21 protein-coding genes are annotated in these 19,691 nt (G+C 69.6%); 8 read left to right on the top strand and 13 right to left on the bottom strand.

Features of this window, described 5'->3' with window-relative positions:
- Positions 1-16: 16 nt before the first annotated feature.
- From ACIBTM_RS15960 to ACIBTM_RS15950, 3 genes are all read right to left on the bottom strand, one after another.
- Positions 17-787 (bottom strand): BTAD domain-containing putative transcriptional regulator, encoded by a 771-nt coding sequence (locus ACIBTM_RS15960; RefSeq protein ID WP_395877269.1) that lies wholly within the window; start codon positions 785-787, stop codon positions 17-19.
- Positions 788-866: 79 nt separating this feature from the next.
- Positions 867-1,970 (bottom strand): glycosyltransferase family 4 protein, encoded by a 1,104-nt coding sequence (locus tag ACIBTM_RS15955; protein WP_395878083.1) that lies wholly within the window; start codon positions 1,968-1,970, stop codon positions 867-869.
- Between the two features lie 85 nt (positions 1,971-2,055).
- Entirely contained in the window at positions 2,056-3,174 is a 1,119-nt protein-coding gene (locus tag ACIBTM_RS15950; protein WP_395877267.1) for a glycosyltransferase family 4 protein, read from the bottom strand.
- A gap of 111 nt (positions 3,175-3,285) precedes the next feature.
- Here ACIBTM_RS15950 and ACIBTM_RS15945 point away from each other — a divergent pair, with 111 nt between their 5' ends.
- Complete coding sequence (locus ACIBTM_RS15945; RefSeq protein WP_063272801.1) at positions 3,286-4,116, top strand: inositol monophosphatase; 831 nt, start codon at positions 3,286-3,288, stop codon at positions 4,114-4,116.
- Positions 4,117-4,274: 158 nt separating this feature from the next.
- Here the strand turns inward: ACIBTM_RS15945 and ACIBTM_RS15940 are convergent, their stop codons facing one another.
- The 3 genes from ACIBTM_RS15940 to menD form a co-directional block, all read right to left on the bottom strand.
- Positions 4,275-4,727, bottom strand: a complete 453-nt coding sequence (locus ACIBTM_RS15940) for a DUF3592 domain-containing protein (protein ID WP_395877264.1) — start codon at positions 4,725-4,727, stop codon at positions 4,275-4,277.
- A 22-nt stretch (positions 4,728-4,749) separates the two neighbouring features.
- Entirely contained in the window at positions 4,750-6,264 is a 1,515-nt protein-coding gene (locus tag ACIBTM_RS15935) for a M1 family metallopeptidase (RefSeq protein ID WP_395877262.1), read from the bottom strand.
- A 108-nt stretch (positions 6,265-6,372) separates the two neighbouring features.
- Positions 6,373-8,049: a 2-succinyl-5-enolpyruvyl-6-hydroxy-3-cyclohexene-1-carboxylic-acid synthase gene (gene menD, locus ACIBTM_RS15930; RefSeq protein ID WP_395877260.1), complete on the bottom strand. Its 1,677-nt coding sequence runs from the start codon at positions 8,047-8,049 to the stop codon at positions 6,373-6,375.
- 57 nt (positions 8,050-8,106) lie between these two features.
- Between menD and ACIBTM_RS15925 the strand changes: the two genes are divergently transcribed.
- The 5 genes from ACIBTM_RS15925 (at position 8,107) to ACIBTM_RS15905 (ending at position 11,858) form a co-directional block, all read left to right on the top strand.
- A complete protein-coding gene (locus ACIBTM_RS15925) occupies positions 8,107-9,030 on the top strand; it encodes a 1,4-dihydroxy-2-naphthoyl-CoA synthase (RefSeq protein ID WP_007030899.1) in 924 nt (307 codons plus the stop codon).
- 99 nt (positions 9,031-9,129) lie between these two features.
- Positions 9,130-9,525: a hypothetical protein gene (locus ACIBTM_RS15920; RefSeq protein WP_395877258.1), complete on the top strand. Its 396-nt coding sequence runs from the start codon at positions 9,130-9,132 to the stop codon at positions 9,523-9,525.
- Positions 9,526-9,557: 32 nt separating this feature from the next.
- A complete protein-coding gene (menE, locus tag ACIBTM_RS15915) occupies positions 9,558-10,682 on the top strand; it encodes an o-succinylbenzoate--CoA ligase (protein ID WP_395877256.1) in 1,125 nt (374 codons plus the stop codon).
- Between the two features lie 62 nt (positions 10,683-10,744).
- The gene (locus tag ACIBTM_RS15910) at positions 10,745-10,903 is read left to right on the top strand and encodes a hypothetical protein (protein ID WP_167333169.1); all 159 of its coding nucleotides are present in this window, start codon (positions 10,745-10,747) and stop codon (positions 10,901-10,903) included.
- 85 nt (positions 10,904-10,988) lie between these two features.
- Complete coding sequence (locus tag ACIBTM_RS15905) at positions 10,989-11,858, top strand: 1,4-dihydroxy-2-naphthoate polyprenyltransferase (RefSeq protein WP_395877254.1); 870 nt, start codon at positions 10,989-10,991, stop codon at positions 11,856-11,858.
- A 375-nt stretch (positions 11,859-12,233) separates the two neighbouring features.
- Here ACIBTM_RS15905 and ACIBTM_RS15900 read toward each other — a convergent pair whose 3' ends face one another.
- The 3 genes from ACIBTM_RS15900 to ACIBTM_RS15890 are packed head-to-tail and all read right to left on the bottom strand — an operon-like array spanning position 12,234 to position 14,076.
- Positions 12,234-13,316 carry a PLP-dependent cysteine synthase family protein gene (locus ACIBTM_RS15900; RefSeq protein ID WP_395877252.1) on the bottom strand — a complete coding sequence of 361 codons (1,083 nt, stop codon included), beginning with the start codon at positions 13,314-13,316 and terminating at the stop codon, positions 12,234-12,236.
- Entirely contained in the window at positions 13,313-13,591 is a 279-nt protein-coding gene (locus tag ACIBTM_RS15895; RefSeq protein WP_038520098.1) for a DUF4229 domain-containing protein, read from the bottom strand. Before ACIBTM_RS15895 ends, ACIBTM_RS15900 begins: the two co-directional genes overlap by 4 nt.
- Positions 13,592-13,602: 11 nt before the next feature.
- Positions 13,603-14,076 carry an Lrp/AsnC family transcriptional regulator gene (locus ACIBTM_RS15890; RefSeq protein ID WP_016330945.1) on the bottom strand — a complete coding sequence of 158 codons (474 nt, stop codon included), beginning with the start codon at positions 14,074-14,076 and terminating at the stop codon, positions 13,603-13,605.
- A 248-nt stretch (positions 14,077-14,324) separates the two neighbouring features.
- On the opposite strand from ACIBTM_RS15890, the gene ACIBTM_RS15885 reads away from it, so the two are divergent.
- Entirely contained in the window at positions 14,325-14,537 is a 213-nt protein-coding gene (locus ACIBTM_RS15885) for a BldC family transcriptional regulator (protein WP_005151795.1), read from the top strand.
- 149 nt (positions 14,538-14,686) lie between these two features.
- Positions 14,687-14,869 (top strand): hypothetical protein, encoded by a 183-nt coding sequence (locus ACIBTM_RS15880; RefSeq protein ID WP_005151794.1) that lies wholly within the window; start codon positions 14,687-14,689, stop codon positions 14,867-14,869.
- A 5-nt stretch (positions 14,870-14,874) separates the two neighbouring features.
- Here ACIBTM_RS15880 and ACIBTM_RS15875 read toward each other — a convergent pair whose 3' ends face one another.
- The 4 genes from ACIBTM_RS15875 to ACIBTM_RS15860 all read right to left on the bottom strand — a co-directional run bounded on the left by ACIBTM_RS15875 (position 14,875) and on the right by ACIBTM_RS15860 (position 19,610).
- On the bottom strand, positions 14,875-16,197 hold the full coding sequence (locus ACIBTM_RS15875) for a MinD/ParA family protein (RefSeq protein ID WP_395877250.1): 1,323 nt from the start codon (positions 16,195-16,197) through the stop codon (positions 14,875-14,877).
- Between the two features lie 79 nt (positions 16,198-16,276).
- The gene (ccsB, locus tag ACIBTM_RS15870) at positions 16,277-17,257 is read right to left on the bottom strand and encodes a c-type cytochrome biogenesis protein CcsB (protein WP_395877248.1); all 981 of its coding nucleotides are present in this window, start codon (positions 17,255-17,257) and stop codon (positions 16,277-16,279) included.
- A 5-nt stretch (positions 17,258-17,262) separates the two neighbouring features.
- On the bottom strand, positions 17,263-18,762 hold the full coding sequence (locus ACIBTM_RS15865; protein WP_395878081.1) for a cytochrome c biogenesis protein ResB: 1,500 nt from the start codon (positions 18,760-18,762) through the stop codon (positions 17,263-17,265).
- A 74-nt stretch (positions 18,763-18,836) separates the two neighbouring features.
- Complete coding sequence (locus ACIBTM_RS15860) at positions 18,837-19,610, bottom strand: cytochrome c biogenesis CcdA family protein (protein WP_395877246.1); 774 nt, start codon at positions 19,608-19,610, stop codon at positions 18,837-18,839.
- Positions 19,611-19,691: the final 81 nt, after the last annotated feature.

Here is a 19,691-nt window from a genome sequence, read left to right as displayed (position 1 = left end):
GCGACACGCCGTAGGTTCACCTGGCCCGGTGAAGCAACGCCGGGGCACGGTGCGCACCGGCCCCCGCGACCTCGCCGGCGAGGATCCTCCGCTCCAGCAACCGCAGTTCCGGCCCCGGTTCGAGGCCGAGCTGATCGACCGAAACCCGGAACGCGCGCCGATACGCCGCCAGCGCGTCGGAAGTGCGCCCGGCTCGCCACAGAGCGTCCATCAGGAGGTACTGGGCACGCTGCCGCAAGGGATGCCGCCGCACCAGATCGGCCAGCTCGACGGCCGCGCTCGCCTGCCGTCCGAGGTCCAGTTCCGCCTGGTAGAGCTCTTCGAGCAGGACCAGCCGGTGCTCCGAGAGGCGCATCGTCTCGTCCGACAGCAGCGGGACGTCCAGGCCCTCGTAGGGCGCGCCGTGCCAATGCGTGAGGGCCTGCCTGATCAGCGAGGCGCGCTGCGCGGGGTCCGCCGTCTTCAGCGCCTGGCCCGCCAGCGTCTCGAAGGTCTCGACGTCGAGTTCGCCGGGGTGGACCTCAAGCCGGTAGCCGCCGTTGTCGAAGGCGAGCCGGTCGCCCTCGGGCAAGGCCTGCCGCAGCTTGTGGACGTGCCAGTGCAGCTTCGGCACCGCCCGCGGCTCCCACTTGCTGTCCCACAGCGCCTCGGTCAGCACGTTCACCGGGACGAAGGTGTTCGCCCGGACCAGCAGCACGCCGAGGAGCGTTCTCCGCATCCGGCCGTGCAGCGGGACCGACTGCGAACCGGAAGAGATGCTGAACGTACCCAGTACTTCGAACCTCACGTGCCGTCCTCTCGCTCGATGGCGTGAGGGGACGATGAATGCCGGTTGTACAAAGAAGATACAAATGATCTTGCGGTGATCAAGTGTGCGCGGAGAGCATTCCCCGCACCGCCCGTGGCCAGGCGAATTCCTCCGCGCGAGCCCGCGCCGCCGCGCGCCGGGCGTCTTCGGGACTCTCCAGCAGTCCGGTGACCGCACCCGCGAACGCCGGCGCGCGATCGTCGACGGCCTCACCGCAGCCGGGACGCACGATCTCCCGCAGCGCCGACGACGCCGAGACCACCACCGGCGTGCCCGAAGCGAGCGCCTCCAGCGCGGCCAGCCCGAACGTCTCGTGTGGACCGGGCGCGAGGGAGACGTCGGCGCTGGCCAGCAGGCGCGCGACGTCGCCGCGTCCGGAAAGGAACCCGAGGAACGTCACCGGAAGCCCGCGCGCCCGCCGTTCCAGCGCCCGGCGGCGGGGCCCGTCGCCCGCGATCACCAGCCGTACGCGGTGCCCCGCCTCGGTGAGCTCGGCGACGGTGTCCACACTGCGCTCGACGTGCTTCTCCGGCGACAGGCGTCCACAGTGGACGAGCAGCGCGTCGGCGTTCCCGGTCAGCGTGTGCCGCCAGCCGTCGTCGCGCCGGGCCGGGGCGAAGGTCGTGAGGTCGACGCCGAGCGGGACACGCCGCACGTTCGGCGCGGCGATCCGGTCGAACTCCGCGCGGGCGAACGCCGTCGTGCAGACGACCGTGTCGTAACACCGCGCCATCCGCCGGTTCGCGACGTCCGCGACACGCCGCGCGACGGGTTCGGGCATCAGGAACTGTTCCAGCAGCCGGTCGAGGCGCTCGTGCGAGATCACCATGCTGGGTACGCCGTTGCGCCGCGCCCAGACGCCCATACCGCGCAAAGTGAGCCTGTCGGACACTTCCAGCCTGTCCGGCTCCAGGCGTTTCAGCACCGCGCGCACCCGGTGCGGATCGACCGCGCGATAGCCGCCGGTGCCGGGGATCTGCGGCGCCGGAAGGGAAAACCGGCGTACTCCCGAGGGCAGCGTCTCGTCCGCGTAGCGCTGCCCGGGCACCACGAGGGTCACCTGATGGCCGCTGGCCACGTATCCGGCACCGAGATGATGCAGCGCCGTCCGCAACCCGCCCGAGCGTGGTCCGTAGAAGTTGGCCAGCTGGACTATATGCATTTCGAGTCCGCCTTGTTCCCGGTCCTTTCCCAGCCGGTACATTCCAGTCCACCTCGTGCCCGGTCTCTTCCCGGCCGGTCCATTTTTAAGCCGCGCGCGCGATTTTGCCTTGGACGGCCTCGTAGTGGCCGACCAGTTCGTGGCAGACCGCGGGCCAGGTCCGGCCGAGGACGACCTTGCGCGCCTTCTCCCCCAGCCTGGCCCGGAGCGCTTCGTCGCGCAGGTCGTTCACCTTGTCCACCAGCGCCGTCGCGAATCCGGCCCGGTCCGCGGGCAGCAGATAACCGGTGCGGCCGGGCAGGACCAGATCCTTCGGCCCGCCCGCGTCCGGGGCGAGCACGGGGAGCCCGGACGCCATCGCCTCTTGGATGGCCTGACAGAACGTCTCGTGCGGTCCTGTGTGGACGAAGACGTCGAGGCTCGCGTATGCGGCGGAAAGCTCCTCGCCGTAACGAGCGCCGAGGAACGCCGCGCCCGGGATGCGTTCGCGCAGCATCGGCAGCTCCGGCCCGTCACCGACGACGACCACGCGGATCCCGTCGACCCCGGCGAGCGCGGTCAGCCGCTCGACCTCCTTCTCGGGCGCGAGCCTGCCGACGAAACCGACCAGCAGCTCACCGTTCGGCGCCAGCTCGGCGCGCAACGCGGGATCGGCGTGGACCGGCGAGAACCGCTCGATGTCGACGCCGCGCGCCCAGCGGTGCACCCGAGGAATCCCGTGCAGTTTCAGCTGTTCCACCGAATCCGTCGACGGCGCGAGCGTGCGGTCGGCCCGCGAGTGCAGGCGGCGCACCCAGCGCCAGGCCGCGCGGGCGGCGATGCCGAAGCCGTACGCGGCGGCGAAACCGGCGATATCGGTCTGGTACACCGCGACACACGGCACGCGCAGCCGCCTTGCCGCGGCGAGCCCGCGAGCGCCGACCACGAACGGCGACGCCAGATGCACCACGTCCGGCCCGAAATCGGCCAGCGCGGTGAGCACCGTCCTGGTCGGCACGCCGACCGGGAGGGAGTTCACACCGGGGAAGTCGAGGGCGGGAATGCGCACGACCGGGGCGCCGAGGTACTCCTCGGGGCCCGGCCCCGGGGCGATGATCAGCACGTCGTGCGCGCGGTCGCGGAGGTGTTCCACGACGCGGAGCACGGAGTTGGTCACGCCGTTCACCTGGGGCAGGAAACTTTCGGTGACTATCGCGACTCGCACGCGGATCACTGTCGCATCCGGTTGTGACGCCCACGCCAACAAAAACGGAACAGACGACATGTCATCTCAAGGTCGTGTTCCGTAAACCAGGCTCGGCCACACTAGGCAGGCATGACCCTTCTGTCGTCTAGGCCGCCTCAGCCCGTCGAGCCAGGGCTGGTGTCGAGGGCCCTCGAAGTGGCCGGGCGGCTGGCCAACGACGCGACCGACGTGATCACCGCGACCGCCGGCCGGGGCGCCCAGCCCGATCCGAAGGACTCGCCCTTCGACTGGGTCACCGACACGGACCGGATCCTCGAACGCCACACCCGCCGCGTGCTGACCGCGGAATTCCCCGGGATCCCCGTCGTCGGCGGCGAATTCGGCGCCGACCACGGTGCCGACGTCGCCGAATACCGCTGGGTGGTCGACCCGGTCGACGGCACCGCGAACTACGTCGCCGGGGTCCCGTGGTGCGCGTACAGCCTCGCCCTGATCGATGCGTCGGGGCCGGTGGTCGGCGTGGTCGCGGATCCGTACCGCGCCCAGATCTACGCCGCCGCGCGCGGCCGCGGCGCCCGGGCGAACGGCAAACCGATCACGCTGACCGATCGGCGCGGGACCGCCGGGGCGATCGTCTGCACGGAGCTCACCCGCAAGGGTGTCTGGCCGGGGATGGGCCAGTTCATCGAACGGGCGGCCGCCGCGCACGCCGGGGTCCGGGTGCTCGGCTCGGCGGCGCTGGCGATCGCGCAGGTCGCGCTGGGGCACGCGGCCGCGGCGGTACTGCACAGCTACCGCGAATGGGACGTCGCCGGCTCGGTCGCGCTGGCCATCGAGGCCGGGGCCGTGGTGCTGGACCGGCACGGCGAGGACACCGCGCTGCCGGTCGACGCGCTGCTGGTGGCGGCACCGGGGGTGGCGGACGAGGTGCTGGGCTGGTGGCGGGAGTCGGTCGGCTGAGTTCCGCCCCCAATCACGCGAGTTCGCCGTCTGATCACACGTGTCGTCCGTCTGATCACGCGAGTTCGCCGGTTCCGCACGCCAAGCCCGCGTGCCGCATCGGACGACGCGCGTGATCAGACGGACGACACACGTGATTGAAGGCGGAACTCGCGTGATCAGGCGGCGGACTCGGCGAGCGAGCGCCGGTAAGCCAGCCGCTGCCGCCGGATCCACCACAGCAGCGGGCCGGCGATCAGCCAGGTGAAGAAGATCATGCTGCCCAGCGGCAGCAGCGTGGTCGCCGCCGAACGCCCGGCCACCCGCGCGAGTTCCGGGTCGCCGACGTCGTACTCGATGTTCACCAGCTGCCCGGCGGCCAGCCCGGACGGGTAGAGCACGCCGTTGGCCGGGCTGTGCATGATCCCGTCGGGGGTGGCGTAGTTGATGATCGTGCGGTCGAACGTCACCGACTCGACCTGGGCCGTGGCCTGCCCGAGTTGCGCTTCGATCGAATTGTCGTTGCGGACGGCGGCGAACAGCAGCGAGACACCGAGCACGGTGACGAGTGAGGCGACAACGAGGGCGGCATACCACCCGATGCGCCTCACCCGCTCCGCTTTGGCCGTCACGCCGCGAGCGTATCGCTACCCGTCAGTGGGCGTGTCGCTCGGCGAGGAATTCGTGGGTCGCCTTGATCTGCGGGTAGGACTTCGGTGCGACCGGGGCCACAGCGGCCCGGAGAGCCTGCGCACCGTTCGGGCCCACCGCGGGCTTGCCCTTGGTGTACAGCCACGTCTGGAACAGGTCGTACAGCGGTTTGCCCGAGATCTTCTCCGCCAGCGCGATGAACTCCGGGATCACCGCCGGCTTGGCCTTCTTCACCTGCTGCCAGGTCTGCAGGATCCGGAAGAACGTGTCGTCGCCCACAGCCTTGCGCAACGCGTGCACCGCGAGCGCGCCGCGGTCGTAGACGGCCGCGTCGAACTGGTTCTCCGCGCCCGGGTCGGCGGGCAGGACCTGCCAGAACGGGTCCTCGGCGGGCAGCGAGTCGTAGATGTACTGCGCGAGCTCGTCGGCCGTGCCCTCGCCGGTCTCCTCCGACCACAGGAACTCGCCGTAGGAGGCGAAGCCCTCGTTCAGCCAGATGTCGCTCCACTTGCCGAGCGTGACGCTGTCGCCGAACCACTGGTGCGCCTGCTCGTGCGCGACGATCGAGGTGTTGGAGCCGGACCGGAACGCCCGGGCGCCGTAGACCGGCCGCGTCTGGTTCTCCAGCGCGAAGGTGATCCCGGTGGTGACGACGCCGCCCTGCGCCTCGAACGGGTAGGGCCCGAACTTGGAGGCGAGGAATTCGGTGATCTCCGGCGTCCGCTCGATGCTGGCCTTGGCCGCGCCGAGCGATTCGCCGAGGTCGGCGCCGTACGCGGTGATGAACGGCTGACCGTCCGGCGTGGTCTGCTGGTTCACCTCGAACTTGCCGACCTCCAGCGACGTGAGGTACGTCGCCTGCGGTTTGGTGCTGCGCCAGTTCCAGCGCGTCCAGCCGGGCCGCTGCACCGTCTTGCGCACGAGCGTGCCGTTCGACAGCGCGGCGACGTCGTTCGGGACCTCGACCGAGATGTCGTAGGTGGCCAGGTCGGTGGGGTGGTCGTTGGACGGGAACCACCAGGCCGCGCTCTGCGGCTCGTCGACGGCGAGCGCGCCGTCCGGGGTCTTCTTCCAGGCGGTGAAGCCGTCGATCTTCACCTTCGACGGCGTGTCCGCGTAGGCGACGACGACGGTGGCTGTCTGCCCCTTCTTCAGCGGAGCCGACGGCGTGACGGTCAGCTCACCGGTGCCGTCGGTCGACGTCGCGAACTTCGCGGGCCGGTTGTTCACGCGGACGCTCGACACCTTCAGGCCGAAGTCCAGGTTGAACGCCGAGAGGTCCTGCGTCGCGGTGAGCAGGATCGTCGTCGCCCCGGACAGCAGGTCGGTCGCGGGCTGGTAGGTCAGCCGCAGGTCGTAGTGACCGACGTCGTAGCCGCCGTTACCGGCGTGCGGATAGTACGGGTCGCCGACGCCGATCGAGCCGGGCGCGGGTGCGGCCGCCGCGGAACCGGCGATCAGTACCGAGACGACGCCCGCGGTCAATCCGGCGAAGCCGGCGCGAGTCTTCAAGCGCATTGCGAATCCTCCCAGGATTTGTCAGCGCGCTCGAACGTAGCCAGCCGATCATGCTCCAGACACGTCCAAAGGAGGGGTTCCTAACCCCTGGACTGAGATCAAAATCGGCTAGACAGCCCGCACCGCGGAGGAAACCGCCGTACGGAGTCGCGCGTGCAGCTCGCGGTGGCGCGTTCGGTCCACCCGGACCTCCACCACCCGCAGCCCCGGCGCGGGCTTGAGCGCCTCACGGAACTCGGTCAGCGTCTCGGCGACGCTGTGCGGCACGCGGTAACCGGCGCACAGCGCACCCAGATCGGCACCGTGCGGTGTGCCGAAGACGCGCTCGAAGCTGGCATCGTGCTCGGGCGCACCCTGCTCCAGCAGGGAGAAGATGCCGCCGCCGTCGTCGTTGAGCACCACGATCGTCAGGTCGGGCCGCTGTTCGGCGGGCCCGGTCAGCAGGCCGCTCGCGTCGTGCAGGAACGTCAGGTCGCCGAGCAGGGCGTACGAATGTCCCCTGTGGACGGTCGCGGCACCGATCGCGGTCGAGACCATGCCGTCGATCCCGGCGACGCCGCGGTTGCGGTGCACGAGGACGTCTGGCCGCAGCCGTCCGGCGAGCGCGACGTCACGCGTCGGGTTGGACGAGCCGACGACCAGCAGCGACCCTTCCGGTACCGCGTCGACGAGTTCGGTCGCCAGGCGCAGCCCGCTCGGCCACGGCTCCGCGGCCAGCGCCTCGGCCACCGCCGCCGACGCCGCCTTGTCCGCGCGCTGCCAGCTCGCGAGCCATTCCGGATCGGCAGGTTTGGACGGCTCGTCGAACCACTGGCCGACCTGGCGGACGTTGTGCGCGGGCGCGGGCCAGTCCGAATCGGGCCGGACCAGCAGCACCTCGACGTCGGGATCGGACAGCACCCGCTGGACCTGCCGGAACACCGTCGGACGACCGATGCACAGGACCTGTTCGGGTTTGTGCCGCGAGATGAACTCCTCGACACCGAGCAGCCACGCGCCGGACGAGATCGCCGTCGCGCCGGCCATTCCGATGCCGCCGGTCTCGGAGACGACCGGCCAGCCGTGCAGTTCGGCCCATTCGCTGGCCGCCTGCACGCCGGTGTCGCACGCGATGACCAGGCCGGACCGCGCCGACGGCACCACGAACGAGGGAAGCGCGCCGAAGTCGGGAAGTTCGGTCCAGCGAGCGCCGTCGGGACGCCCTTCGAGTGACTCGTACCACTCGCCGTCATCGTCGACATCCGGGACGAGCGGCTCCCGGAACGGGATGTTCAGGTGCACGGGCCCGCAGCGCCATTCGCCGTACGCGGCGTTCCAGGCGCGGCAGATCTGGCCGCGCCAGTACGAGTTCTGCCCGGCACGGCGTTCGGCGACGGCGAGCTCGTCGAAGTAGCGGACGGCGTTGCCGTAGAGCTGATGCTGGTCGATGACCTGGCTCGCGCCGGCGGCCCGCATCTCGGGCGGCCGGTCGGCGGTCAGCACGATCAACGGGACACCCGCGCGATCGGCCTCCAGCACGGCGGGGTGGAAGTTCGCGGCCGCGGTGCCCGAGGTGCACAGCACGGCCACGGGGCGGCCGGTCCGCGCGGCGATGCCGAGGGCGAGGAAGGCGGCGCCGCGTTCGTCGATGCGGACGTGCAGCTGGAGGCGTCCGGCGGCCGCCGCGTCGTAAAGCGCGATCGACAGCGGGGCGTTGCGTGAACCGGGGCACAGGACGACGTGCGAGACGGTGTTGCGGACGAGTTCGTCGACGATGACCCTGGCCTGCGCGGTGGAAGGATTCACCGGCAGACCTCGGGTTTCACACTACGACTCACGGCCACACGTCCTATTCTCCCAAACGTGGATGACGCCCAGGTTTCCGAGCTGTTCGACCCGGCCTTGTGGACCGAGGTCGAAGGTTTCGACTTCACCGACATCACCTATCACCGCTCCTCTGAGAGCCGCTCAGGCAAACGTGTCGTACGTGTCGCGTTCGACCGTCCCGAGGTCCGCAACGCCTTCCGCCCGCACACCGTCGACGAGCTGTACCGCGCGCTCGACCACGCGCGGATGAGCTCGGACGTCGGCTGCGTCCTGCTCACCGGCAACGGCCCGTCGCCGAAGGACGGCGGCTGGGCGTTCTGCTCCGGCGGTGACCAGCGTATTCGCGGACGCTCCGGGTATCAGTACGCGGACGGGGAGACCTCCGACACGATCGATCCCGCCAGGGCCGGACGGCTGCACATTCTTGAGGTCCAACGGCTGATCAGGTTCATGCCGAAGGTGGTCATCGCCGTGGTCCCCGGCTGGGCGGCGGGCGGCGGGCACTCGCTGCACGTGGTGTGCGACCTCACGCTGGCTTCGGCCGAGCACGCGCGGTTCAAGCAGACCGACGCCGACGTCGGCTCCTTCGACGGCGGCTACGGCTCGGCGTATCTGGCCAAGCAGGTCGGGCAGAAGTTCGCGCGGGAGATCTTCTTCCTCGGGCGCGAGTACACCGCCGAGCAGATGCAGGCGATGGGCGCGGTCAACTCCGCCGTCCCGCACGCGAAGCTCGAGGCCGAGGCGCTGGACTGGGCGTGGGCGATCAACGGCAAGTCGCCGACGGCGCAGCGGATGCTCAAGTACGCGTTCAACCTCACCGACGACGGTCTGGTCGGCCAGCAGCTCTTCGCCGGCGAGACCACGCGGCTCGCGTACATGCAGGACGAGGCCGTCGAAGGCCGCGACTCCTTCCTGGAGAAGCGCTCCCCCGACTGGTCGGCGTTCCCGTACTACTACTGACCCCTTTTCGACCAGGCGAAAAGGCCTGGAGCAGGGCATTCGGCGGCGCTTACGTTCCTCCTCGAAAGGGAAACCCGACTCATTCGAGGGGGAACGACCATGAAGAAATCGCTACGGAGAGCGGCGCTGACGCTGCCCGGCATCGTCGCGGCGGGGCTGCTCAGCGTCGGCGGGGTCGCCAGTGCGGCGCCCGCGCCTGCCGACCCGATCCAGACCATGAGCTGCAGCCATGGGCACTCGAACAAGGACAGCGGCGAGGGCCGGACGAAGCAGAAGATGCGCTACCGCTCCGGCCCGCACACCAGCTGCTCCTCGTACGGCTGGGTCGACGGCGGCACGCTGATCTACTACCACTGCTACACGAAGGGCCAGACGATCGGCGAGGGACAGGAAGCCAGGTCGACCTGGACCTGGGGGCGGATCGCGGGCACGCAGAAGCAAGGCTGGTTCTCCGACTATTACCTCAGCGACGGCGGCGCCCTGAAGCGATGCTGAGCCGAGTGTCCCTTCGGCGTTAGCCTGGCGGGATGCGTGCGGTAGGGGTGGACGGGAGTCCCGAGTCGATCGTCGAGCTGACCACGGCATTGGCCGAGGCGCTCGACGGCGGCCCGCCCGTCCTCCCCTACTCGGCCGAGGCCCTGCGGGACGCGATGGAACCGGCCCGCCCGGCCGAGGCCGGAACGGCGGTGATCATCGCCACCTCCGGGTCGTCCGGCGAACCCAAGGGTGTGCTGCTGTCGGCGTCGGCGCTGACGGCGTCGGCTCACGCCACCCACAAGAGGCTCGGCGGGCCGGGACACTGGTTGCTCGCGACCCCGGCGCAGTACATCGGCGGGCTGCAGGTGCTGGTCCGCTCGCTACTGGCCGGGACGACGCCGGCCGTCCTGCACGGCTCCGGTTTCCGGCCGGACGCCTTCGCCGAAGCGGCCGCGCCACTGCTGTCCTCGGACGGCCCGCGCTACACCGCGCTCGTGCCGACTCAGCTCGGGCGGTTGCTCGACACGGGCGGCCGGGGGCTCGCGGCGGCCCGCGCTTTCGACGCGATCATCGTCGGTGCCGCGGCGACCACCGCCGAGATCCGCGAGCGCGCGGCCGAAGCGGGCGTGAAGATCGTGCCCGCGTACGGCATGAGCGAGACCGCGAGCGGCTGCGTCTACGACGGCGTACCGCTGGACGGAGTACACGTCGACCTCGAAGACGAGCGGGTCTGTATCACGGGTGAAGTCCTCGCGCATGGCTACCGGCTGCGGCCCGACCTGACCGCGGAGGCCTTCGAGGGCGGCCGGTTCCGCACGTCCGACCGTGGCCGGTGGACGGCCGACGGGCGGTTGGAGATCCTCGGGCGGATCGACGACATGATCAACACCGGCGGGGTGAAGGTGGCCGCCGCGGCCGTCGAGCGGATCTTGACCGCACAGCCCGGAATCCGGGACGCGTGCGTGGTCGGAGTACCCGACCCCGAGTGGGGCGAGGCCGTCGTCGCGCTCGTCGTCGGCGCTGGTTGCGACGTCGAGTCGCTGCGTGCCGCGTGCCGTGACGAGGCCGGCGCGGCGGCCGCTCCGAAGCGCGTCGAGTTCACCGAAGAACTCCCGCTGCGGGGTCCGGGGAAGGTCGACAGGGCGGCCGTCAGGAATCTCCTACGAAGGTCGTGAATTCCCCACCGATTACTGGGACGTTGTTGACACGATCATTACCCGCGGGTTTACGTCTACATATGACGCGCTGGACACGCACAGTATTGGCCTGCACCGCCGTCACGATGGGACTGGTCGCTTTGGCCGGGCCCGCGCTGGCGGACGAACCGGAGACCGCCGTTCCGAACAGCGGCACCCTCACCTGGACCCTGGAAGACACGATCAACGACCTGAAGTAGGGCGGCTCGTCACCTGCTCGCGATCGCGCGAGCAGGTGACGAGCCCCGCATACCGGCCGGTAGTGGCCAGGGCCAGAATGGCGGCATGGCGACTGCTGGTGAATGGATCGAAGGGGCGCGCCCGCGGACGCTGCCCAACGCGGTGGCGCCGGTGGTCGCCGGAGTCGGCGCGGCGTTCGCGCTCGACGGCTTCTCCTGGCCCCGCTCGATTCTCGCGTTGCTCGTCTCGCTTTCCCTGATCGTCGGCGTCAACTACGCCAACGACTACTCCGACGGCATCCGCGGCACCGACGAGAATCGCGTCGGCCCGCTGCGGCTGGTCGGCTCCGGGGTCGCGAAGCCGAAGGCCGTCCTGGCGGCCGCTCTCGTCGCCCTCGGGCTCGCCGGAGTCCTGGGGCTCGTGCTCGTCGCGATCAGCGGACTGTGGTGGCTGCTGGCGATGGGCGCGGTCTGCATCCTGGGCGCCTGGTTCTACACCGGCGGCAAGAAGCCTTACGGCTACTACGGTTTCGGCGAGATCGCGGTTTTCGTCTTCTTCGGGCTGGCCGGCGTGCTGGGCACCGTGTACGTCCAAGCCGGACAGCTCAGCTGGACCGCGCTCGGCTGCGCGGTCGCCGTCGGCTCGTTCTCGACCGGTGTGCTGACCGCCAACAACCTCCGCGACATCCCGACCGACATCGAATCCGGCAAGCGCACCCTCGCCACCCGGCTCGGCGACAAGGGCACGCGGCGGCTTTACCTGGTGCTGGTCGCTGTCCCGTACGTCGTGAGCGTGCTGCTCGCCTTCGTGACGCCGTGGGCGCTGCTGGGGCTGGTGACCGCGCCGTTGCTGCTGAAGTCGGTCAAGGCCGTCGGCGGTGGCGCGCAGGGGCGGGCGCTGATCCCGGCGCTGCGGGACACCGGGTTCGCGATGCTGGGGTGGGCGGTGCTGACCGCGGTCGCTCTGGCCCTGTGAGTCCGCGTCACCGGACCTTTCGTGCGGGACTGTGTGGATTTCGGGACGTTGGATGACCCTAAATCCACACAGTGGGCGCGAAAGGTCCTGTCACGCGCCTTCTGGCCCGTGTCGGCCCCGGGCTGCGTTCGGTGCATGAACGGGCCGTTCATGCCTTGGGTTTTTCGCTTTGGGGCACTATCCGTTGTGCTCGGGGAGCGGGCCGGTCACCAGATGTAGCCCAAGTGGTAGCAAAGGTCCCTTGCTCCCTTTGGTGATCCGGCGAACCTGAGGTACCCCACCCACCCGACGTCGCGAAAGCCACTTTCGGGACATCAGACGTCGCGAAAGTGGCTTTCGCGACATCCCCGAAGAGACCCAAGCCGCCCGAACCCCTCAGGCCTCCGGAGCAAGCTTCCCGCTAGCCAGGAACTCCCGGTACTTGTCCAGATAACGCGCGATGTCGATGTTCTTCTGCGCCAGCCAAGCGTCGTCGTAGTACGTGTTCGCGTACCGCTCGCCGCCGTCGCACAGCAGCGTGACGACACTGCCCGCCTGCCCCTCCGAGACCATCCGCGAGATCAGCGTGAACGCGCCGAAAAGGTTCGTCCCGGTCGAGCCGCCCGCCCAGTGCCCGGTCCGCTCACGCAGCACGCGGATGGCCGCCAGCGAAGCGGCGTCCGGCACCTGGAGCATCTCGTCGATCACGCCGGGCACGAACGACGGCTCGACGCGCGGCCGCCCGATTCCTTCGATCCGCGACGGCATGCCGGTGCTGTAGTCGAGCGCCCCGGTCTGCCATGCGCCGAAGAACGACGAGTTCTCCGGGTCGACGACGGCGATCTTCGTGGTGTGCCGCTTGTAGCGCACGTAGCGGCCGAAGGTGGCGCTCGTGCCGCCGGTCCCGGCGCCGACGACGATCCACGTCGGCACGGGGTGCCGCTCGGACTGCATCTGCGCGTACACGGATTCGGCGATGTTGTTGTTCCCGCGCCAGTCCGTCGCGCGTTCGGCGTAGGTGAACTGGTCGAGGTAGTGGCCGTTGCACTCCGAAGCGAGCCGCTCGGCCTCCGGGTACATGTCCGGCGCGCGGTCGACGTAGTGGCATTCGCCGCCGTAGAACTCGATGAGCGCGATCTTCTCCGGCGAGGTGCTGCGCGGCACCACGGTGATGAACCGCAGCCCGAGCATCCGCGCGAAGTACGCCTCCGAAACCGCCGTCGAGCCGCTGGACGCCTCGACGAGCACGGTGTCCTGCCCGATCTGGCCGTTCACCAGGCCGTACAGGAACAGCGAACGCGCGAGGCGGTGCTTGAGCGAGCCGGTCGGGTGGACGGATTCGTCCTTCAGGTACAGGTCGATGCCCCACTCGGCGGGCAACGGGAAGACGTGCAGGTGCGTGTCGGCGCTGCGGTTCGCGTCCGCCTCGATGATGCGGACCGCTTCGCGGACCCAGCTGCGGCTGTGCAGACGGCTCACGCCGCGCCGTCCACTCGGTCGCCGCGCAGCTGCGAGCGCAGTTCGGCACGGGCGCGAGCACGCTTTTCGTTACGGCGGGCGAGCCCGGCGGTCACGCGCGCGTTCAGCGGGCGGAACAGCAGCAGCCCCAGCGGCAGCCCCACGACCAGGCCGATCAGCAGCGCGACCAGCAGCGGGACGTTGACCAGCAGCAAGCCCCCCGCGATGACCCCGACCAGGACGAACCTGGCCAGCACGTACAGCGTCAGGTCGCGGGGCAGGTGATTATCGCTCACACCAAAGCAGGCTACGCGTCGCCGTTGCGGCCCTCGTCCAGGCCCGCGTTGTTGGGCCGCCCCTCGAAGCGGGTCGAGAGCACGACGGTGGTGTTCGTGCGGCCGACACCGGGGATCCGCCGCAGCCTGCCGAGGGTCTTCTCCAGATCGTCGACGGTCGCCACCCGCACCTTGACGACGAAAGCTTCGTCACCCGCGACGGCGTAGCAGCTTTCGACCTCGTCCAGGGCCCCGAGCGCCTCCGCGACGTCGTCCTCGGTCGCGGTGTCGGTGGGGTGGATGCCGACCAGCGCCGTCACCCCGAGTCCGACCGTGTTGGGGTCGACCATGGCGTGGTAGCCGGTGATCACGCCGGCCGCCTCGAGCTTGCCGACCCGTTCGTGCACTGATGAAGCCGAGAGCCCGACAGACCGGCCGAGGTCGGCGTAGGTAGCCCGCCCGTTCTCCCGCAATGCCGCGATGATCTTCCGATCCACCTGGTCCACCGCTACACCTTAGGTGCCACGGCCCGATTCGCGTGATCAGGGCGCGTTTTCGTACATCCATGACAAGTCCTGGGCGCCGATATGCGCATGTCGCGGTTGTCGGTTTTGACCTTTAAGGGCTCTTTACCTATGGACAACCGTTCGAGTACCTGACGGGTGAGATGCAACGATTGCCGTGTTGGCTACCCGGCACGACGGGCATCGGACCCGCCCCCGGTTTAGCACTGGAACCGTGAAGGAGGCGGAAAATGACCGCGACCATGGGCGGAAGGTTGCTCACCCCCGGCGAAGTGGCGGCCCTGTTCCGGGTCGACCCCAAGACCGTGACCCGCTGGGCGACCGCGGGCCGGATCGGCTCGATCCGCACCCCCGGTGGGCACCGCCGGTTCCGCGAGGCCGAGGTGAACGAGCTCCTCGCCGAGCTGACCACCGACGCCAGCGAGCCCGCCCGCAAGGTCTGACCAGGCATTTCCCCTAAAAAGGACTCCAGTGACGAAGGGCTCGAAACCGCCCTTCGTCACATTGGGGTATCCATGAGTCCCCCCGCGCGCGACAAAGGGGCTAGCCTCGTGGGACTGAGCAACGTCCTCCACGCGGAAAGGGACCGAGCATGATCTATCTGCTCGCGGCCATCGGAGCGCTCACCGTCGCCGTGGTGTTGTGGCGCGCGTTCGGGATCGAGCGTGTCGGGGTGCCCTCGTCGCGACCGACACTGGCCCCGGACGACGACCCCGACTTCCTGCGCAAGCTCGGTGAGCAGCAGCGCAAAGGTAAAGACGAGGACAAAGAGTAAGAGCGCTACGGTTGGATCGGCTGGTACTGCTGGCCGCCGAAGCCGTCCGCGACGGTGGCCGCCAGTTCCAGCAACGCCAGCCGGGTGTCCTCGCCGAGCCGGTCCAGCTCGATCTCGGCGCCCTCTTCCAGGTGCGGGTCGAACGGGATGCGGCATACCGAACGGACACGCGCGCCGAAGTGCGCGGAGAGCTTGTCGAGATCGACCGAGCCACCCTTCGGCCGCACCGAGTTGATCACCGCGACGGACCGTTTGACCAGGTCACCGTAGCCGTGCGCCTCCAGCCAGTCGAGCGTGGCCGACGCACTGCGCGCCCCGTCGACGGAGCCTGACGAGACCACCACCAGCGCGTCCGCGACGTCCAGGACGCCCTTCATCGCCGAGTGCATCAAACCGGTCCCGCAGTCGGTGAGCACGATGTTGTAGAAGTGCTCCAGCAGGTTGACCGTGCGCCGGTAGTCGTCTTCGGAGAACGCTTCCGAGACCGCCGGATCCTGCTCGCTGGCGAGGATCTCCAGCCTGCTCCCGCCCTGCGAGGTGTACGACCGGACGTCGCTGTACCTGGTGATCTTGTCCGCGTCCCGCAGCAGATGCCGCACGGTCGCGGTGGTCTCGATCGGGATCTTCTGCGACAGCGTCCCGCGGTCCGGGTTCGCGTCGACGGCGACCACCCGGTCACCGCGCAGCGACGCGAACGTCGAGCCCAGCGTGGTCGTCGTGGTGGTCTTGCCGACGCCGCCCTTGAGGCTCAGCATCGCGATCTTGTAGCACCCGCGCAGCGGCTGGTTGATCTGCGCGATCAGTTCGCGCTTGCGCGTGTCCTTGGGGCTCTCCCCCGGATTGACGAGCTTGCCGGTGCCCACGTAAAGCGCCTTGCGCCAGCCCGATTGCGGCTTGCGCTTCTGCGGCTTGACCAGGCTCGCGGTGGCGAGTTCGTCCGGAAGCGCGTGCCTGCCCTGCGGCTGCGGAAGCCCCGGCACCGCCTGCTGCTGCGGCGGCGGCGCGTACTGCTGCTGAGGCGGCGGGTACTGGGCGGCCTGCTGCGGCGGCGCCTGCTGCGGCTGAGGCTGTAGCGGAGGCAGGTTCTGGTCGTAGGGCTGCTGCGGGTACTGCCCCTGCGACGGCTGCGGCAGCGGAGGAACGGGCTGCTGCGGGTAGCCCTGCTGCGGGTACTGGGGCTGGACGACCTGGGTCGGCTCAGCCTCGAAACCACTCGCGGCGGGATGCGGCGCCGAGTCCGTCCTGTCCTCGGAGAACATCTCCGAGGGCTGGGCGCTCTCGGTCGGTTCGGGGTGGCCAGGAGCCGATTCTTCGCTGGGTCCGGTCACCGCTGATTTCCTCCTCCGCGCACGTCTTCCCCCATTACCTCAGTATTGACGGTAGTCGGGTCGCGTGCAGCGGCGACGGTCAGCCCCCGGCGTAGGAGTGCAGGCCCGACGTCACCAGGTTCACGAAGAACATGTTGAAGATCGTCGCGGAGAATCCCACGATGTTGATGATCGCGGCCCGCTTCCCACGCCAGCCCGCGGTGGCACGGGAGTGGAGGTACGCCGCGTAGACGACCCACGCCACGAAGGCGACGGTCTCCTTGGGGTCCCAGCCCCAGAACCGGCCCCACGCCGCCTCGGCCCACACCGCGCCGCAGAGCACGCCGAAGGTGAAGATCGGGAAGGCGAAGATGGTGGTGCGGTAGGCGATGCGGTCGAGCACGTCCGCGGCGGGCAGTTTCGGGGCGAACTTGGCGAACTTCGCCGGGTTGTCGTCGTGCGCGGCACGGAAGAGGTAAAGGACGCTCGCGACACCCGGCACCAGGAAGACACCCGAGCCGATGATCGCCGCGGAGACGTGGATGATCAGCCAGTACGACTGGAGCGCGGGCTGCACCGGCGCGGCCGTCGTGTACAGCATCGTGCCGTTGACGAACATCAGGATCACGACCGGCAGCAGCAGGAAGCCGGTGAGGTGGCGGACCGGGAACTTCCGCATGATGACGAGCCAGGTCGCGACGGCGATGAAGGTCGTGGCCATGCCGTACTCGTAGAGGTTGCCCCACGGCGCGCGGTGCACGGCGAACCCGCGCAGCACGATCGCGGCCAGGTGCAGCAGCGCGGCCAGCACCAGCAGCGCGGCGCCCATGCGGCCGATGCGCTCGGGGCGGCCGACCTCGCGCGGGGACTCGAAGGGCGTCCCGTAGGCGGGCGCGGTCACGGAGGGGCCGCCGGCGCCGACCAGCTCGCGGGCCTTCTGCTTGCTGCGTTCCGCCGCGATCCTGCCCTTCGCGCCGAAGCCCTGCTCGATGAGGGCGAACATCAGCGCGAGGACGTAGATCGCCGCCGCGGTGGTGTAGGAGTAGTCGCTGTACTGGGACAACGTCTCGTTGATCGGCATGACCTCTAGTTGCCTCTCTGCCCCTGGACCAGCTTGTCGCTGATCCGCTGGAACTCTTCGCCGTAGCCCGCCTGATCGGTGCGCGCCAGCCCGGCGACCTCGATCACGGTACCCGTCTCACCTTCGCGCGCCGGGGTCACCCGGACCCAGACCCGGCGCCGTTTGACCAGCAGCGATCCCGCCAGCCCGATCAGCATCGCGACCGCGCAGACCAGCACCCAGCCCTGCACCGGATCGTGCGAGACCTGGATGGCGACCCATTCCTGGACGCCGTCGAAGCGGACCTTCGTGCCGTCGTCCAGCACCGTCTCCTGGCCCTGGTCCAGGTTCTGCCGGGTGAGCTTCTTGAGCCTGCCGTCCTCGACGAGCGACTGGTCGATCTGGAAGATCGACTGCCCGCGGCCCGCGTCGAGGCCGAGGTCGCCGCGGTAGATGTCGACGGCCACCGCCGGCTTGTTCGCCTCGGGCCGCGACGACGTCAGCACGTTGCCGTGCATGAACGCGGTCGGGGCGAGCAGGCCGGTGATCGCGAGCTGACGGGTGCGGCGTTCGATCGGGTCGGCGATACCGGGCTGGTCGATCTTCGTCGCGCCTTCGGAGAGCTTCGTCGGCTCGTCGGCGGGACGCCACGGCGTGATGTTGGTGCGCACGGTGCCGTCGGGGAAGGTCACCGTGAACTTCGGGGAGTAGCCGAAGTTCAGCAGGTAGACGCGGTCGCCCGCGGTGCGCAGCGGCGAGTTGACCTCCAGCCCGTACGGCTTCCACGCGCCGGTCTTCAGGTCCTCGCCGGACTGGTACTCCATGTTGGAGTGGTAGTAGTTCGCCTGCCCGTTCGCGGTGTAGCGCGCCTCGAAGTCCTTCAGACGGATGCAGAACCCGTTGAGGTCGGTGCCGTCGACGCGCAGCCCGGCGTTGAAGGTGTCGTAGCCGAGGATGCCGGAGTTGCACCAGGGGCTGCCGTCGGCCTGGACGATGACCTGGCCTTCGTAGCCGAACAACTTGCCCAGCGCGAAGAAGATGATCAGGCCGAGCATGCCGAAGTGGAAGACGAGGTTGCCGGTCTCGCGGAGGTACCCGCGTTCGGCGGAGATGCTTCGGCTTCCGTCGGCCTCTTCGCGCTCGACGCGGCGCCAGCCTTTGAGCAGCGTGTGCGTGTCCGTCATGACCGTCTCGGGGGTCCGGTCGGTCGTGGTGGACACGTGATGCGGCATCCGCGAGAGCTTGCGTGGCGTGAGCACCGGCTTCGCGCGCATCGCCTTCGCGTACTCGAAGCTGCGCGGCGCGAGGCAGCCGATGAGCGAGACCATCAGCAGGATGTAGATCGCCGAGAACCAGACGCTGCCGTAGACCTCGAAGAACTGCGTGCGGTCGAGCAGTTCGCCCCACCAGCCGTGCGCGGCGATGTACTCGTCGGTCTTGGCGACGTTGAGGTTCCGTTGCGGCAGCAGGGCGCCGGGCATGGCGGCGAGCGCGAGCAGGAACAGCAGCACCAGCGCGGTGCGCATCGACGTGAGCCCGCGCCAGGTGTTGCGCAGGAAGCCGAGGCCCCGCTTCAGCGGCGTCTGACGGTATTCGGTGGTCACAAGGGCAGCCTGATGTCGGTCACGAGGGTGTTCCTGATCCAGCCGGTCATGTCGCCCCACAGTCCGGTCACCAGCAGGAGGCCGACGATCAGCAGCAGAACGCCGCCGAAGACCTGCACCTGACGGCCGTGGCGGCGCAGCCAGTCGGTGGCGCGGACGGCCCAGCGGGTGCCGAACGCGATGAGCAGGAAAGGCAGGCCGAGGCCGAGGCAGTAGACCAGGGTCAGCACGTACCCGCGCACCGCCGCTCCGCCGGTGGCGCTGGCCATGGACATGACCGCGGACAGCGTCGGCCCGATGCACGGCGTCCAGCCGAGCCCGAACACGGCGCCGAGCACCGGCGCGCCCCACAGTCCGCCGCGCGGCACGTGGTGGGAGCGGAACTCGCGCTGGAGCCCCGGGATCCAGCCGATGAAGACCAGCGCCATCGCGATCGTCAGCACGCCGCCGAGCCGCTGGAGGAGGTCCACGTTGAGCGCGACGACGTCGGCGATCCACACCAGCGTCCCCAGCGTCACCACGAAGACGACGGTGAACCCGAGCACGAACAGCGCCGCCGCGCCGACGACGGCGAAACGGCCCTTCTTGCGCTCCTCGTCGGGGCTGACCGCGGGGGCGTCCGCGCCGACCAGCGCCGCCAGGTACGCGAGATACCCGGGCACCAGCGGCACGACGCACGGCGACGCGAAGGAGATCGTCCCGGCCAGCAGCGCCACACCCGCCGCGAGCAGCAGCGGCCCGGAGAGGGCCAGCTCGGTAACGGAGTTCACCCGGCTGAGCGTAGGGAGTGTGGTTCAGGTGAAAACGCCGGGGCTGGCCCAACGGGACCTACGTCGCACCCGGTCAGGACC

The sequence above is a fragment of the Amycolatopsis sp. NPDC049868 genome, assembly GCF_044461365.1.
Taxonomy (GTDB): Bacteria; Actinomycetota; Actinomycetes; order Mycobacteriales; family Pseudonocardiaceae; genus Amycolatopsis.
Note: the sequence above shows the minus strand (reverse complement) of the source record. Positions and strands in the feature narration are given on the sequence as shown.

Bases quoted from the DNA above. Each gene is read 5' to 3' on its own strand.
- ccsB (WP_395877248.1), bottom strand. From the start codon at position 17,257: ATGCCGATCAACGAGACGTTGTCCCAGTACAGCGACTACTCCTACACC.
- ACIBTM_RS15910 (WP_167333169.1), top strand. From the start codon at position 10,745: ATGACGCGCTGGACACGCACAGTATTGGCCTGCACCGCCGTCACGATG.
- ACIBTM_RS15935 (WP_395877262.1), bottom strand. From the start codon at position 6,264: ATGCGCTTGAAGACTCGCGCCGGCTTCGCCGGATTGACCGCGGGCGTC.
- ACIBTM_RS15865 (WP_395878081.1), bottom strand. From the start codon at position 18,762: ATGCGCACCGCGCTGGTGCTGCTGTTCCTGCTCGCGCTCGCCGCCATG.
- ACIBTM_RS15955 (WP_395878083.1), bottom strand. From the start codon at position 1,970: ATGCATATAGTCCAGCTGGCCAACTTCTACGGACCACGCTCGGGCGGG.
- ACIBTM_RS15905 (WP_395877254.1), top strand. From the start codon at position 10,989: ATGGCGACTGCTGGTGAATGGATCGAAGGGGCGCGCCCGCGGACGCTG.
- ACIBTM_RS15880 (WP_005151794.1), top strand. From the start codon at position 14,687: ATGATCTATCTGCTCGCGGCCATCGGAGCGCTCACCGTCGCCGTGGTG.
- ACIBTM_RS15920 (WP_395877258.1), top strand. From the start codon at position 9,130: ATGAAGAAATCGCTACGGAGAGCGGCGCTGACGCTGCCCGGCATCGTC.
- menE (WP_395877256.1), top strand. From the start codon at position 9,558: ATGCGTGCGGTAGGGGTGGACGGGAGTCCCGAGTCGATCGTCGAGCTG.
- ACIBTM_RS15885 (WP_005151795.1), top strand. From the start codon at position 14,325: ATGACCGCGACCATGGGCGGAAGGTTGCTCACCCCCGGCGAAGTGGCG.
- ACIBTM_RS15945 (WP_063272801.1), top strand. From the start codon at position 3,286: ATGACCCTTCTGTCGTCTAGGCCGCCTCAGCCCGTCGAGCCAGGGCTG.